Source organism: Burkholderia sp. SJZ089, assembly GCF_007828315.1.
GTDB lineage: Bacteria > Pseudomonadota > Gammaproteobacteria > Burkholderiales > Burkholderiaceae > Burkholderia > Burkholderia gladioli.
In genome coordinates, this window is the sequence record NZ_VIUM01000003.1 from 265,851 (window position 1) to 282,379 (window position 16,529).

At 71.9% G+C, this 16,529-nt stretch carries 2 protein-coding genes (1 of these 2 only partly in view); both read left to right on the forward strand.

All coding sequences use genetic code 11. From position 1 onward, the window contains the following. Entirely contained in the window at nucleotides 1-13,275 is a 13,275-nt protein-coding gene (locus FB600_RS07245; RefSeq protein WP_145756443.1) for an SDR family NAD(P)-dependent oxidoreductase, read from the forward strand. Continuing rightward, nucleotides 13,265-16,529, forward strand: the start of a protein-coding gene (locus FB600_RS07250) for an SDR family NAD(P)-dependent oxidoreductase (RefSeq protein WP_145756444.1). Its footprint extends 13,619 nt past the window's final position; only the first 3,265 of its 16,884 coding nucleotides appear in the window; it begins with the start codon at nucleotides 13,265-13,267; the stop codon falls past the right edge of the window. Before FB600_RS07245 ends, FB600_RS07250 begins: the two co-directional genes overlap by 11 nt.

Genomic DNA, 16,529 nt, shown 5'->3' on the forward strand with positions numbered 1-16,529 from the left:
ATGAACGGATTGAGAGAGCAGGTGGGAGCGGCCTATGTCGCCGTGCCGATCCTTCTGGCGCTGCGTCGGCGGCATGGCGGCGAGGCGCTCGCGCGCCTCGATCGCGACGGCATGGCGGCCTTGCGCGAATGGCTGGCGCGGTTCGCGCCGGCAGCGGGCGAGGGCGCATCGAACTCGACATGGGACATGGCCGCACTCGTGGATGCATGCTTCGCCAAGCACGCGGGCCTTGCCGATCTGCTCTCGGATCTGCTCGAGCCGTATGGTGTCGAGCCCGACCGGGCGGCGTTCCTCGACGTGCGATTCCGCGCATGCCTGAACCGCTTGAGCCGCCGTCTGCTGCTCGAGTCGCCATCCGGGTTGCCGCCCGAGTTGCGGCTTGGCGAAGCGGTGCTGGTTCCGTTCCTTGCCGCCGCCGCCCGCTCGAACGCGGCGTGGCCGCGCGATGCGGCCGCGTGGCGTGCCTTGGCCGATGCGTTCGGTGCGGACCTGCGTCACCTGCTCGATGCCTCGGGTCTGCTCGACGGGCTGGAACCCGACGTGCTGCGCGCCGAGATCGAAGGCGTTGTGGCATTTCGTGAGCCGCTGCTGCAGGCGACACGTTATCTGTCGATCCTGTCCGAGCAGGACGCCGAGGCAGGCGCACCCGGCAACGATCACCACTGCGCGTTGCCCGGCGAACTCGTCGGCGATGCCGTCGCCGAATGCGAGGCGGCCGTGCTGGCGCGTTTCGCCGTGGCTGCGGCGCTGCGTCCGCGTTACCTGGCACTGGTGGGCGAGGTGGCGTGGGCCCTCGCCGAACGGCTGGCCGATGCGATCTCCCGGCAGGACCAGCGGCTCGGCATCGCCGCCTCCGAGGCGCCGCGCATCGTGTGCGTGCCGGCGGCGTTCGGTGCCGCGTGCGAGGCCGGCGTGTCCGCTGGCGAGCGGGCCGATGCCGCGCGCGCGGCATGGCGCGCCGAACTGGGCAGGCTCGACATCGCGGCGGCCGATGCCGTCGACAGGATCGATGCGCTGCTGCCCGTCTGCCTGCTCGATGGCGCGGCCGACCAGGCCGCCATCCACCAGCTCGGCGGCCTGCTCGCGCTCGGCGCGCGTGCGGCGCTCGTGCTCGCGCGACACGGGGCACCGTGCGCCGTCGAGAGCCTCGACGGCACGCCTTGCACCGGTCTGGTCCCTCGCATGCTGCGCTTGCTCGGGCTCGCGGCCGGCGGCGATGCCGAGGCATTCCTGATCGAGATGGCCGCCCACGGGCTGTACGCGCGAACGCCGCCCCTGGCCTACGCGCACGCGGCATGCCGGCGGCATGCGACGCTCGGCGAATTCGAGGCGCGCGACTATCGCATACGAGCTGCCGTGCCGGAGGACCTGGGCGCGCTGCTGGCGCTCGAGGCAGCCTGCTGGCCCGCCGAGCTGCGCATGCCGGAGGCGACCCTGGCTGCTCGCCTGGGCCGCCATGCGGCCGGCCAGTTCGTGCTCGACCTGGCCCAGCTGTCGGGCGGCTACCTGCCGGTCGGTGTGATCTATTCGCAACGGATCGCCTCGGTGGCGGCCCTGCACGAGATCGATGCCGATCGCGTCGACTCGCTGCACGTGGCGGGCGCCCCGGTGGTCCAGCTGCTGGCCGTCAATGTCGATCCGGCATGTCAGGCGCGCCGCCTCGGCGACGAGCTGCTCGAATTCATGCTGCAACGCTGCGCGGCGTTGCCCGAGGTCCAGTCTCTCGTCGCGGTGACTCTGTGCCGCGACTTCCACAAGCATCCCGCCTTGTCGATCGAGGCCTACCTGGCGCTGCGCAACGCCTCGGGGGTGCTGGCCGATCCGATCCTGCGCTTTCACGAACTGCACGGCGCGCGCATCGAGCGGCCGATGCCGGGCTACCGGCCGCGCGACGCGCGCAATGCCGGCTTCGGCGTGCTGGTGTCCTACGACCTGGCGCATCGTGAGCGCAACGAGCTGGGCCTGGCAGCCGCCGCGTCGTCGATCGACGAGGACGGGGCCGCCGCGGGCAAGCAGGATCGATCCTCGCGCGCGATCGACGCCGGCGCGCTGCACGCCTTCATCGAGGACAGCGTGCGGCGCATCGTGGGAGAAGGCGGCGAGCTCGCCTACGCGCGCGATCTGCCGCTGATGCAGCTCGGGCTCGACTCGGTCGGCTTGCTCGAGTTCGGCGAGGCGCTGGCGCGGTATTGCGGCACGACGCTGGTACCCACTTTCCTGTTCCGTCACAACACGCCGGCCGCGATCGTCGCGCATTTCGAGTCGGCCGCGCGCGACGCGACGGTTCCGCTCGCCGCGCCGCGCGGCCGCGCATCGCAGGCCGACAAACCGGCCTCGGCCGACGTGGCGGCGCCGCGCGCGATCGCGCCCGATGCGATCGCGATCGTCGGCATGGCCTGCCGCTTGCCGGGTGGGCTGGACACGCCGGAGGCGTTCTGGAACGCGCTCCAGGCCGGCACCTGCGTGGTGGGCGAGCGGCCTGGCGAACGCTGGCGCTGGCCCGGCGAGATCGATCCGCGTGGGCGCCATCGCGGCATCGATCGCGGCGGTTTCCTGGACGACATCGCGTGCTTCGATGCCGGCTTGTTCCGGCTGTCGCCCAAGGAAGTCGCGACCATGGACCCGCAGCAACGGATCCTGCTCGAACTCGCCTGGCAGGCGCTGGAGAGTGCCGGCTACAGCGCGGACGCGGTGGCCGGCAGCCGGACCGGCGTGTATGTCGGCGCGAGCGGCTCGGACTACCGCCTGCTGCTCGAGGCGGCCGGCATCGGCGTCGAGGCGCATGTCGCGACCGGCGCCTCGATGGCGGTGATCGCGAACCGCATTTCATACAGTTTCGATCTTCGCGGCCCGAGCATCCAGGTCGATACGGCCTGCTCCAGTTCGCTGGTCGCGCTGCACCAGGCGGCGCAGGCGCTGCGCGCCGGCGAATGCGAGCAGGCGCTGGTCGGCGGCATCAATGTGATCTGCCATCCCGGCAACACCATCGCCTACTACAAGGCTGGGATGCTGTCGCCGGACGGTCTCTGCAAGACGCTCGACGATTCCGCCGATGGCTACGTGCGCTCCGAGGGCGCGGTGATGCTGATGCTGCGCCGTCTCGACCAGGCGCTGCGAGACGGCGATCCGATCCACGCGGTGCTGCGCGGCAGTGCCTGCAATCACGGCGGCCTGACCGGCGGCCTGACCGTGCCACATCCGGACCGCCAGGCCGACCTGCTGCGTGCCGCATGGGCCGCGGCGGGCGTGACGGCTGACCAGATCGGCTACCTCGAGATGCATGGCACCGGCACCCGCCTCGGCGATCCGATCGAGGTGCGCGGGCTGATCGATGCGTTCGGCACGCGCGATGCCGCGGGCGATTCCTGCGGCATCGGCTCGGTCAAGAGCAATCTCGGCCACCTGGAGGCGGCGGCCGGCCTGGCTGGCGTGCTGAAGACGGTGCTGGGCCTCGCGCATCGGGAAATCCCGCCGAGCCTGCACGTGTCCCGGCTCAATACGCAGATCACGTTGTCCGGCACGCCGTTCGTGGTGGTCGACACACCGCGCCCGTGGCCGATGCGCGATGGCGTGCCGCGGCTGGCCGGGGTCAGCAGCTTCGGCTCGGGCGGGGCGAATGCGCATGTGGTGCTCGAGGCCGGCGTGACTCGCGCCGAGGCCGCGACCGCAGGGGACGTGCTGGTCCTGCTCGGCGCGCGCAGCCGCGAGCAGTTGATCGAATACGCGGGTTGCCTGCTCGCCTATTGCGAGCGCCATGCGCCGGCCGCCGCGGACGTCGCCTATACGCTGCAGCGCCGGCAGCCGATGCCGTATCGGCTCGCCTTCGTGGCCGATTCGGTCGAGACCATCGCGCGGCGCCTGCGAGCCTTTGTGGCCGGCGCTGCCGAACCCGGCCTGCTGGTCGGAGCGGGGTCGCCCGACACGGCGCTCGCCGATTTCGTCAACCGCAACCCGGACGTGCAACAAGTGCTGGCGGGATGGATGCGCGAGCGCCGGCTCGAGCAGCTCGCGCGATGCTGGGTGAACGGCGCGCGGATCACCAACTGGACGGCCTTGCATGACGCGCGCCCCGCCTGCCTGCCGCTGCCGGGTCATCCGTTCGCGCGCGAGCGGCATTGGTTCGCCGCGCCCTCGGCGCCGTCGGTGGTGCCCGTGCCGTCCGCGGCCGGCGGCTACCCGGGCAAGCTGAGCCTGACGCCGGATGCCGCGTTCGCCGCGTCCGCGGGTTCCAGCGATGTCGCGTTCCAGGTGCGGCTCGATGCCGAGGCGAGCTATCTTGCCGATCATCGTCTCGACGAACGCGCGATCCTGCCGGGCGTGGTCCACTTCGAGCTGGCGCATGCCGCCCTGGCCGCGCTGCCGGGTGCCGCGCCGTCGGTGCTCGAACTGCGCGATCTCGCCTGGCTGCAACCGCTGGAGGTGAGCGCCGCGAGCACGTTGACGGTTCGCCTGCTGGCGGACGAGCCGGCCGGCACGCGCCACTACGAGGCGTGCAGCGGCGCGCCGGGCACGGCGTCGATCCATGCGCGCGCAACCATCCCCGAGACCGCCGGCGCGATCGCCGAGCCGCTCGACCTGGCCGCGCTGCGCGCGCGTTTCGACCTCGCCGGGCAGGCGAGCCATGCCGAAGCCTGTCATCGGTGTTTCGAGCGGATGGGATTCCGCTACGGCCCCGCGCATCGCGGCCTGGTTGAACTCGCCTGGGGCGAGGACCCGGCGCAGCCGTCGGAGCTGCTCGCGCGCATCGAGCTGCCGGCCTGCGTGGCCGGCTCGCGCGAGCAATTCCGTTTGCCGCCTGCCTTGCTCGACGCCGCCGTGCAGGCGGGCATGGCGCTCGCGATCGGCCGCCGGGCGCTGGCCGATTCGCCTGCCTGCGTGCCGTTCTCGCTCGACCGACTGATCGCCGCCGGCCCTTGCCCCGCGCGGGCCTGGGCCTGGGTACGCCGGACGGCCGGGACACGAGCATCGATCGCCAGCGTCGACCTCGACCTCTGCGACGAGGACGGCCGAGTCTGGGCCAGCCTGCGCGGTCTGGCATTCCGGCCCTTGCGCGCGTCGGCCACGCCGGCCGCCTCGCGTGCCGTGCTCGCCGAGCCGGCCGTGTCGACGCGCCTGTTCCGGCCGCGCTGGCGTGCCCGGCCGATCGAGACGGCGCAGGCGCCGGTCCGGGACGACGCGGCCGGCTTCGCGCCTTGGCTGCTGCTTTGCGGATTCGAGCGCGAGGCCGCCGCGCGTCGCGATCTCGCGGCCTGGCGCGATGCCCTGCCCGATACCTCGATCGTCGCGATCGATGCCGAGGGCGCGACGCCGGCCGAGCGTTTCGCCGACCTGGCCGGGCGTGTCTTCGAGCAGGTGCGCGAGCTGGCCCGCGAGGGCAAGGCGGGCGTGGCGCTGCAATTGCTGTTGCCCGCGGATGGCCCCGCGAGCGTGTTCGCGGCCTTGGCGGGGCTGGTGCGCAGCGCGCGGCTCGAACAGCCGTCGTGGTCGGCGCAGGTGCTGTCGATCGATGCCGCGGCCGGCACCGCCGAGGCGCTGGCCTGGGTGCGAGAGAGCCGCGCCGATGCGGCGGACCGGGCGCGCTATCGCCGCGAGATCGGGCAGGCCGGTCCGGCCGTGCGCGAGTCGCTGGTGTTCGAGCCGCTCGAACCGTCGCCTGCCCTGGCGAACCCGCTGCCGGACGAACGCTGGCGGCCTTGGAAGGAAGGTGGGGTCTATCTGATCACGGGCGGGGCCGGCGAACTCGGGCTCGCGTTCGCGCGCGAGATCGCCGCGCAGCTGCGAAGCGCGACGATCGTGCTGGCCGGGCGCTCGGCCGCCGATGCCGTGCTGGCGGCGAAGCTCGACGCGATCGGCCGGCGCGATGGCCTGGTGGTGCGCCATCGGCAGCTCGACGTCGGCGACGCCGCCGCCGTGCGCGCGCTGGTCGAGTCGCTGCGGCGCGAGCACGGTCATCTGTCGGGCGTGATCCACGCGGCCGGCCTGACGCGCGATACGCTGCTGGCACGCCAGTCACGCGAGGATTTCGACGCCGTGCTGCGGCCCAAGGTGGCGGGCGCCGAGGCACTGTATGCGGCCACCGCGGACATCGGCCTCGATTTCCTCGTGTCGTTTTCGTCGATCGTCGGGGTGACCGGCAATCTCGGGCAGGCCGGCTACGGTGCCGGCAATGCCTTTCTCGATGCCTGCGCCGAATCACATGCGGATCGACGCGAGGCGCGACACGGGCGCGTGCTGTCGATCGGCTGGCCGCTCTGGCGCGATGGCGGCATGGGCCGGCAGCCGTCGGTGGCGGCACATTTCGAGCGGGCCTTCGGGCTCGTGCCGATGGCGACCGAGTACGGAATCGCGGCCTTCTACCAGGCGCTCGCCTCGGACGCCGCGCATGTCGTGGTCGGTCATGGCGACGCCGGCTGGACTCCCGAACGTGCCGCGGCGAGCCTGCTGGCTTCGCGCCCGCGCGTGGCTCGGCAGGCGGACGCCGGCCTCGGCGCGGCGCGCACCGAGGCCGGGCCGGGCCCGGTGCTCGACGAGGCAGCGCGGCGTCGCGCGGTGCTGGCCTACCTGGTCGGCCGGATTGCCGCGGTGCTCGGTCATGCGCCCGAGCGCCTCGACATTCACGCGCCGTTCGCGAGCTACGGCATGGATTCGATCCTTGCGCTCGACACCACGCGCGCGATCGAGGCGGAGCTCGGCAGCCTGTCGAAGACACTTTTCTTCGAGCACGAGAACGTCCAGCAACTGGCCGACCATCTGGTGGACGAGCATGCCGAGCGGCTCGCGGCCCATGGCTGGTTCGCCGCGCCGGCCCCGTCATCCGCGGCCGGTTCGACGCCCGCCGCCCGGCCGGCCGCCACGGTCGATGCGGGCCATCCGCCCGGCGCAATCCTGCCCGATCCACGACACTCGCCACCGGCCGACGACGGCGCGCGGCGCTATCGCCGCGTCGACAAGGCCCGGCTGTCGGCCGAGCCGCGGCTGGCCGAGGCCGTGGCCCGGGCCGACGGCGGCCCGGCCGTGAAGGGCATCGCCTTGCTCGAAATTTGGCCGGAGCTGTTCGTCGATACCGAGGCCGGCGCCTACTGCCATCTGCTGGTGGAGGGCGGCATCGCGTTCGCCACCCGGTACACGGGCGAGGCGCGGCACCGCCAGGCCTTGTTCACCGCGTTGCTCGAGGCATGCAGGCAGCGCGGCGACGAGTTCGGCTATCTCGACCTGTCGGCGGGGCGCAAGCCCGATCTCGAGGCCGGCTGCGGGCTGCTGGCCGCGCCGGTCGGGGTGGTGCAGACCATCGAGTCGATCGGCGCGTTCTCGCTGGCGGGCGGGCGCATGCGCCGGCTGCGCTACATGGTCGATCGCTTCCGCAAGGCCGGGACGTGCCGGGTGGTCGAGTACCGCGAACCCGATCCCGCGGTCGCACGCGAGATCCGGCATGTGATCTGCGCCTGGAGCGACGCGAAGAAGGTGGTCAATAACGTCGACGTGGTGCTCGGCGAGATGGCCGCCGGCCGTCTGCAGGAGCGCTACCGCGTCTTCCTGACCTATCTCGGCGAGGTCCTGCAGAACGTGATCATGATCACGCCGGACGGCGACGGCTACCTGATGGACCAGGAGTACTACCTGGCCGAGATGCCGCTCGGCGGCACCGAATACGCGGTGAGCGAGATCCTCGCGACGCTGGCCGCCGAGGGCCGCGAGCGCTTCAGCCTGGGCCTGACCTGGGGCCTCTTCGATACCGGCGAGGGATCGAGCGATCCCGAGGGCGACGCCTTCCTGGCGGGAACCCGCAGCCAGCTGCGCGCCATCCTCGAGCGCGGCGCGGCCAACCGGCAGTACAAGAGCAAGTACGGCACGAAGGATCACGCGGTCTACCTGTACCGTCGCCCCGGCAAGCCCGAAACGGTGATCGCCGGCTGCCTGAGCCAGTTCTACCGCAAGGGCCTGACCCATCGCGCGGTGCGCGAGATGGCCGCCGCGGCCGATGCCGCCTTGCCCGTTTCATCGCCGGCGCCGACCGCGAAACCGGCGCAATCGACGCAGGTTCGCGACGCGTGCGACGTGTTCGACGCGACGCGCGTCGATCCGGCCACGCTGCGCCTCGACCTGATCAGCGATTCCTGGGCGCATGTCGACTATCCCCACATGCGCGAGCGCGCTACGCGGCTCGATCTGGCGGGAGGCGCTGCCGCCGCCGACGAGGCTGCGCGCTCGCTCGCGGCGCTGTTCGGTTTCGAGCACTGCCTGCCCACCACCTCGGGCCGCTCGGCCGAGCAGTTGCTGTTCCGCACGCTGCGCGGCGAGCCCCGGCGCGTGCCGCAGAACCTGCTGTTCGAATCGACGCTGCACAATCTCGTGAGGCAGGGTTTCGAGGCGGTGGAGCTGCCCGACCCGCGCGCGCTCGACGCCGATTCGCGCGAGCTGTTCCGAGGCGGCATCGACCTGGCCGGGCTCGATCGCGAGTTGCAAGGCGCGGGCGCGACGATCGCGATGGTTGCGCTCGAACTGGCCAACAACGCCTCGGGCGGCTACCCCGTTTCGCTGGCGCAGATTCGCGCGACCGCCGAGGCATGCCGGCGGCACGCCGTGCCGCTGGTGCTGGATGTCACGCGTATCCTGAAGAACGCCGAGCTGATCCGGCGTCACGAGCCGGGGCAGGCGCGGCGCGGGCTGTGGGAGATCGTGCGTGAGATCGCCGATCATGCCGATGCCGTGGTGGGGAGCCTGTGCAAGGATTTCGGCCTCGCCGCGGGCGGCCTGCTCGCCGTGCGCGACGCACGCCAGTTCACCAGGGCGGCGGGGATCGCGCGCCTAGAGGGCGGCCTGCCCGGGCCGGCGGAACTGCGTCGGATCGCGGCGGCATGTGCCGATCGTGCCGATCTGGCGCGCGAGATCGGCCGCCAGATCGACGGCGTCGCGGTGCTGCATCGCGAGCTGGAGCGTCTGGCGATTCCGGTGCTGCAGCCCGGTGCCGCGCACTGCGTGCTGCTGCGCGCCGACCGCTTCGCCGCCACCGGCAGCGCCGCTTCGCGCGACGCGCTGCTGCGGCAGCTCGCGCAAGACTACGGCCTGCGCGGCGGGATGCATCATGTCGGCAACCTGCGCGACAGTCACCTGAATCACTGCGTGCGCTTCGCGCTGCCGCTCGGCCTGGACCTGTCACGGGTCGCCCAGGCGCTGCCGGCGGTGCTGGCAGCGGCCCGCGAGGCGCGCGAGTACCCGCTCGAGGATCTGCTGCACGCGGCGCGCGACGCGACCGAGGCAAGGCCGGCCCGCGCGCGGGCGGCGAGCCCGGCCGACCCCGCCGATCCGGCAGCCGATGCCTATGCCGATGCCTATGCCGATGCGATCGCGATCGTCGGGCTGGCCGGACGTTACCCCGGCGCGCCGACGCTCGACGCGTTCTGGCAGAACCTCGCGGCCGGTCGTCGCTCGATCTCGGAGATTCCCGCCGAACGCTGGGACTGGCGTGATCATTACGAGCCCGATCCGGACGCGGCGGTCGCCGCCGGCAAGTCCTACAGCAAGTGGGGCGGTTTTCTCGACGGCTTCGACGAATTCGATCCGCTGTTTTTCCAGATCGCGCCGCGCGAGGCCGAGTACATCGATCCGCAGGAGCGGCTGTTCCTCGAGGCGTGCTGGCACGCGCTGGAGGACGCGGGGTATCCGCCCGGCGCGTTTACGCGCGCCGAGCGCGCGCGGATCGGCGTGTTCGGCGGCATCACCAAGCAGGGCTTCAACCTGTACGGCGCCGGCCAGGCGCAGCCCTACCAGAGCACCTCGCTCGCCACGCTGGTGAACCGCGTCTCGCATTGCCTCGATTTCAACGGCCCGGCGATGGCCTTCGACAGCCATTGCGCGTCGGCGCTGGTGGCGATTCACGAGGCCTGCCATTACCTGCGCCGCGAGCCACTGGGCATCGCGATCGCCGGCGCGGTCAATCTCAACCTGCATCCGTCGAGCTATCAGCAGCTCGCCAAGCTGCAGGTGCTGGCCACCGGCGATGCGAGTACCGCGTTCGCCAGCGGCGGGCTCGGCTACGTGCCGGGCGAGGGCGTGGGCGCGGTGGTGCTGAAGTCCTACCGGCGCGCGCTCGCCGACGGCGATCCGATTCACGGCCTGATCCGCGGCAGCGCCGTCAACCAGAACGGCCGGATGAACCGCTTCGGCATGCCGAGCCAGAAGCAGCAGGAGGCGGTGCTGCGCGCGGCGCTCGAGCGGTCCGGCGTCGATCCGCGCAGCATCGCCTATATCGAGGCCTCCGCCCAGGGTTCGGCGGTCGGGGACGCGATCGAGATGGCCGCGCTCACGCGCGTGTTCGGCGCTCGCGAGCGCGCCGGCGGCCGTTACCGGATCGGTTCGGTGAAGCCCAATGTCGGGCACGGCGAGGCGGTGTCGGGCATGGCGCAGTTGAGCAAGGTGCTGCTGGCGTTCCGGCATCGCCGGCTGCCGCCCACCGTGGTATCGGGCGAGCGCAATCCCGATATCGATTTCGCGGCGCTGCCGTTCGAACTCGATGCCGAGCTGGCCGATTGGGAGCCGCTGCGGATTGGCGCGGAGGCGGTGCCGCGTCGCGCTGGCATCACCTCGACGGGCGCGAGCGGGCTCAATGTGCACCTGGTGGTCGAGGAGTACCAGTTCGCCGTGCCGGCGCCTCGCGCGACGGCCGAGGCGGGGCCGCGGGTGTTCGTGCTGTCGGCGCGAGATCGCGCGCGGCTCGACGATTACGCGCGCGCCTGGCTCGCCTTCCTCGATACCGCCGCCGGCCGCGAGGCGGGCGAGCAGCCCGAGGCGCTCGCCTGGACCCTGCAGGCGGGCCGCGAGGCCATGCCTTGTCGGCTTGCGGTGGTCGCGCGCGATGGCCGGGAACTGGCCGCGCGGCTCGCGCGATGGCTGGAGACCGGCGCGGCCGATGCCCGCGAGCTGTTCCACGGCGAGCTGCCGGCGCCGGCCAGGCGCCGCGGGCGTGCCGTGTCGGGTGCGGGCGAGGCGATCGAGCTCGCGCGTGCCTGGGTCGAGGGTGCCGAGATCGACTGGGCGGCACGGCACGAGGGCGCCGCGCCGCGGCGCCTGGCCGGCCTGCCGACCTACCCGTTCCAGCGCCGCCGCTTCTGGCCGGGCCCGGCCGCCAGCAGCCAGCGGGCGCGGGCCGCGGATGAGCGCGCGGCGGTCTCGCCGTCGTCGCGAGCCGATGCCGGCGAGGCGGTCGCCATCGATGCCGATGCCGATGCCCGGCTCGCGGCGGCGTTCCTGCCGCGTTTCGGCAAGCTCGTCGCGGAGGTGTTCCAGGTGCCGGCGGACGAACTCGAGCTCGACCGGCCGCTGGAGGACTACGGCATCAACTCCTTCCTGATCAAGGTGCTGAACGTCCGGTTCTCGGAGATCTTCGGCCGCCTCTCCAGCACGCTGCTGTTCGAGCATCGGAGCGCGGGCCAACTGGGGCGTCATTTCCTGGTCGCGCATCGCGACGCTTGCGCGGCCTGGGCGGCGGTGGAAGTCGAGCACCGTGCCGTGCCGGAGCAGGCCGCCGCGGCGCCGTCGGCCACCGCGCCGGCCGCCGCCCATGGCGCCGCGCCCGCTGCCGCGTCGGCGCGTGCGCGCGGCCCGCTGGCCTGGGACGAACCGATCGCGATCATCGGCGTGAGCGGCCGCTATCCGCAGGCGCCCGATCTCGACCAGTTCTGGGACAACCTGCGCAGCGGCCGCGACAGTATCACCGAGATTCCCGCCGATCGCTGGCCGCTGGAGGACTTCTACGAAGCCGATCGGGAACGCGCGATCGGCACCAATCGCAGCTACGGCAAGTGGGGCGGCTTCATCGACGGCTTCGCCGAATTCGATCCGCTGTTCTTCAACCTGTCGCCGCGCGAGGCCAGCAACATGGATCCGCAGGAGCGGATCTTCCTGCAGGCGTGCTGGCAGGCGCTCGAGGATGCCGCCTATACCCGCGCGCGGATCGCGCACCAGCACCACGGCCGGCTCGGCGTGTTTGCCGGCATCACCCGCTCGGAGTTCAGCCTGTACGGCGCCGAGCGCGTCAAGCATGGCAAGGCACCGTTCACGTCCTTCTGCTCGCTGGTCAACCGCGTGTCGTACTTCCTCGACGCGAACGGCCCGAGCATGCCAGTGGACACGATGTGCTCGTCGTCGCTGGTCGCGGTGCACGAGGCTTGCGAGAAGCTGCGCCACGGCGAATGCGAGGTGGCGCTCGCCGGCGGCGTGAACCTGGCGCTGCACCCGTACATGTACGTGAGCCTCAGCGCGCAGCGCATGCTGTCGTCGGACGGGCGCTGCAAGACCTTCGGGCTGGGCGGCAACGGCTACGTGCCGGGCGAGGGCGTGGGCGTGATCGTGCTCAAGCCGCTGTCGCGCGCGCTCGCGGACGGCGATCGCATCCACGCGATGATCCGCGCGAGCTGCGTCAACCACGGCGGCAAGACCAACGGCTACACGGTGCCGAATCCCGTCGCACAGCGCAACGTGGTGCGCGGCGCGCTGGATCGGGCCGGCATCGACGCGCGCTCGCTCAGCTACATCGAGGCGCACGGCACGGGCACCGAGCTGGGCGATCCGATCGAGATCACCGGCTTGACGGGGGCGTTCCGGCACGACACCGACGAGCGCGGATTCTGCGCGATCGGCTCGGTCAAGACCAATATCGGCCACCTGGAAGCCGCCTCGGGTATCGCCGGGCTCACCAAGGTCCTGCTGCAGATGCGGTACGGCCAACTGGTACCGAGCCTGCATGCCGAGCAGCTCAATCCCGGCATCGATTTCACCGCTTCGCCGTTCGTCGTCAATCGCGAGACCCGGCCCTGGGCGAGGCCCGTGGTCGATGGCCGCGAATACCCGCGCCTGGCGGGGGTGTCCTCGTTCGGCGCGGGCGGTTCGAACGCGCACGTGATCCTGGAAGAGGCGCCGCGCGTGATGGCCGCCGCGGCGCCCGCCGTTGCCACCAGCGGGCCGGCCTCGACCCCCGCGGGCGGCCCGGTGCTGATCGTGCTGTCGGCGAAAAAGCCCGAGCAGTTGCGCCGCTACGCGAGCGAGTTGCTCACGCGCTTGCGCGACCCTGAATATCGCCGGCGGGCCGAGGCCGATGGGCTTCGCTCGCTGGCCTGCACGCTGCAGCTCGGACGCGAGGCCATGGAGGAGCGGCTCGCCGTCGTCGCCGATTCGGTCCTGGCGCTGGAGACGCGACTGAGCCAGTTCGTCGATGGCAAGGCCGATATCGAAAACCTTCATGTATCGCGAGTCGGGCGGAGTCCGCACCATGTCAACTGAACACACTCTCATCGCCGAACTGCTCGATCAATGGATCAGCGGACAGTCACCGGACTGGGACCGGCTCTATCCCGACGGCCGGCCGCCGCTCGAGAGCGCGCCCGGCTATCCGTTCGCGCGCAACGTCTACTGGGTACGCGAGACGGCGGCCGCGAGCGCGGCGCCGGCCGGCGGGGCGATGCCGGCAGCGCCTGCCGGGCAGGCCGCCGCGCACGATGCGACGCCGATCTCGCGCGATGCCGCGCCCGGCATGCCGATCACGCTCGGCGCGGCGGTCGATGCCGCGCGCGGCCGCTTCGCGCCGCGACGCGAGCGGGTGCCGGTCACACTGAGCGCGCTGAACGCGCTGGCCGTCCCGCCAGCGCCGGCCGCCGCGTCGGCACCGCCGGCCGCGCCGGTATCGACGGCCGGGCAAGCGGCCCTGCCCGCGCGCGGCGAGCTGGAAGCCGCCTTGATCGAGAGCCTGGCGCGGATCCTCTCGATGAGCTCGCAGGGCCTCGGTGCGCGCGACCGGTTCGACGAACTCGGCGTCGATTCGCTGATCGGCCAGACCTGGCTGCGCGAGCTGAACCGGACCTACGCGAGCGATGTCGATGGCGCGGTGCTCGCGCGGTGCGGTCATGTGGAAGCGCTGGCGGCGTATCTGGTCGGCAGCGAGGGCGCCTCGTCGCCGGCTCGGGATCTCGCGCCCGCGAGGCGCGAGAGCGTGGCCGTCGCGTCGATCGCCCCCGCCGCGCCGGAGATCGCCGCGCGCCCGGCGATGACGCCAGCCGCGGCCGTTGCCACGGCCCCCGCGCCTGTCGTCACGGCTGCCGCGCCCGCCGCGAGCCGTCCCACGCGCGATGCACTGGTGCGGTCGCTGGCCGCGAGTCTCGCGAAAGCGCTCTACATGGACGCCGCCGAGATCGATATCGAGCAACCGTTCATGGAAATGGGCCTCGATTCGATCGTCGGCGTCGAGTGGGTGCATCAGGTGAACCGCAGCCACGGGATCGGCATCAACGCGATCCAGGTCTACGACTATCCGAACATCGTGAGCTTCGCGCGGCTGGTCGAGTCGCTCACGCAGGCCGACGGTGCGGCGGCGGCGCCCGAGGCGGCGGTGGTCGAAGCCGCGGTGCCCACCGTGCCGGCCGTGCCGGTAGCGGCCATCGAGGCGGGCGCGCCGCTCGCCTCGATCGAACCGCGAGCCGTGGCCGCCGCCCCCGTCGGCAACGAGCCGATGCGGCGCGAGGCGCTGCGCCGACAGGTGATCGAGAGTCTGGCCGCGGCGCTGTACATGGAGCCCGAGGAGATCGACGTCGGGCAGCCCTTCGTCGAGATGGGGCTGGATTCGATCATCGGCGTGGAGTGGATCCATGGCCTGAATCGGCGCCACGGCACGTCGATCCAGGCGATTCAGGTCTACGACCATCCGGACGTCGAGGCGCTGACCGATCTCTTGTTGCGCTCGATCCCGGCGCCGGCGGACGATCCCGCGCCGCGCGCGGTCGTGGCCGCCGAGGTGGTGGTCGCCGCGCGCGAGGATCGCGCGGACCCGCCAACCGCTGAAGCATGCGTGGCGCCCGCGTCGCTGCTCGACGAACTGATCGAGAGCCTGGCGCAGGCGCTGTTCGTGCCGGCGAGCACGATCGACGCCGGACCGGGGCTGGCGCTCGGCGAACTCGACGCAGTCGTCGCCGAGGAATGGTTGTCGCGCGTGAACCGTCGCCACGGCGTTCGATTGCGCGTGGACGAAGCCCTGGCCTGCGCGCGCCTGACCGATCTGGCCGCGCTGATCGAGACGCGCCGCGCCGCGCCGCAAGCCCCACGAGCCTCGCAAGCCTCGCAAGCCTCGCAAGCCTCGCAAGCCTCGCAAGCCCCACAGTCGCAACCCTTGCCGAACGACGCCGATCCGGCCGCCGGGCAAGCGGCGTCCACGCGAGCCCACGCCGCGGGCGGGGAGCCGATCGCGATCATCGGCATGTCGGGCCGCTACCCCGGCGCGCGCGATCTCGATGCGTACTGGGACAATCTGGCGGCCGGCCGCAGTTCGATCGTCGAGATCCCGGCGAGCCGTTGGGACCTGGCGCGTCACTTCGATGCCGATCCCGCGCGACCGGGCAAGAGCTACAGCAAGTGGATCGGCCTGCTCGACGATGCCGACTGCTTCGATCCGGCCTTCTTCCGGATCTCGCCGGCCGAGGCACAGGAGATGGACCCGCAGCACCGGCTGTTCCTGCAGGAAGGCTATCGGGCCTTCGAGAGCGCGGGCTACTCGGCCGATACGCTCGACGGCCGCAACTGCGGCGTCTATCTCGGCATCATGAGCCAGGATTACCGGCAGCTCGGGGTGGGCGGCGCGGTCACCATGCTCGAGAAGAGCAACAGCTTCGCGATCGGCGCGGCGCGGCTGGCCTATCACCTGAACCTGAAGGGGCCGGCGATCCCGGTCGACACCGCCTGCTCGTCGGCGCTCGTCGCGATCCATCTCGCCTGCCAGGCGCTGCGCGCGGGCGAGATCGACATGGCCCTGGCGGGGGGCGTCACGCTCTACCTGTCGCCCGATTCCTATCTCGAGATGTGCTCGTCGGGCATGCTGTCCGCGGACGGCCGCTGCAAGACCTTCGACGACGCGGCGAACGGCTTCGTGCCGGGCGAGGGCGTCGGGGCGGTGGTGCTGAAGCGCCTGGCCGACGCGCAACGCGACGGCGATCCGATCCTCGCCACCGTGATCGGCTCGGGCATCAACCAGGACGGCAAGACCAACGGCATCACCGCGCCGAACATGGCGAGCCAGCTGGAGCTGGTGGCCGGCGTGCACGCGCGCCACGGCATCGATGCCGAGACGATCGGCTATGTCGAGGCCCATGGCACCGGTACCCGGCTGGGCGATCCGATCGAACTGACCGCGCTGACCGAGGCGTTCCGGCGGCAGACTTCGCGCACGGGCTTCTGCGCGCTCGGCTCGGTCAAGAGCAACATCGGCCACACGTCGGCGGCGGCGGGGGTGGCGGGCCTGCACAAGGTGCTGCTCAGCCTGCGCCACGCCACGCTGGTGCCGTCACTGCATTTCGAGGTGCCGAACCGGCATTTCGATTTCTCGGCCTCGCCGTTCCAGGTGAACACCGCGTGCCGGCACTGGACGCCTGCCGCTGCCGCGCCGCGGCGCGCAGCGGTCAGTTCGTTCGGCTTCAGCGGCACCAACGCGCATCTGGTGATCGAGGAATACGCGCCCGCCGCGCGGTCCGCCGGGATGGCGGGCCCCTACCTGA

Coding starts and splice junctions, on each gene's coding strand:
- FB600_RS07245 (WP_145756443.1), top strand. CDS start 1: ATGAACGGATTGAGAGAGCAGGTGGGAGCGGCCTATGTCGCCGTGCCG.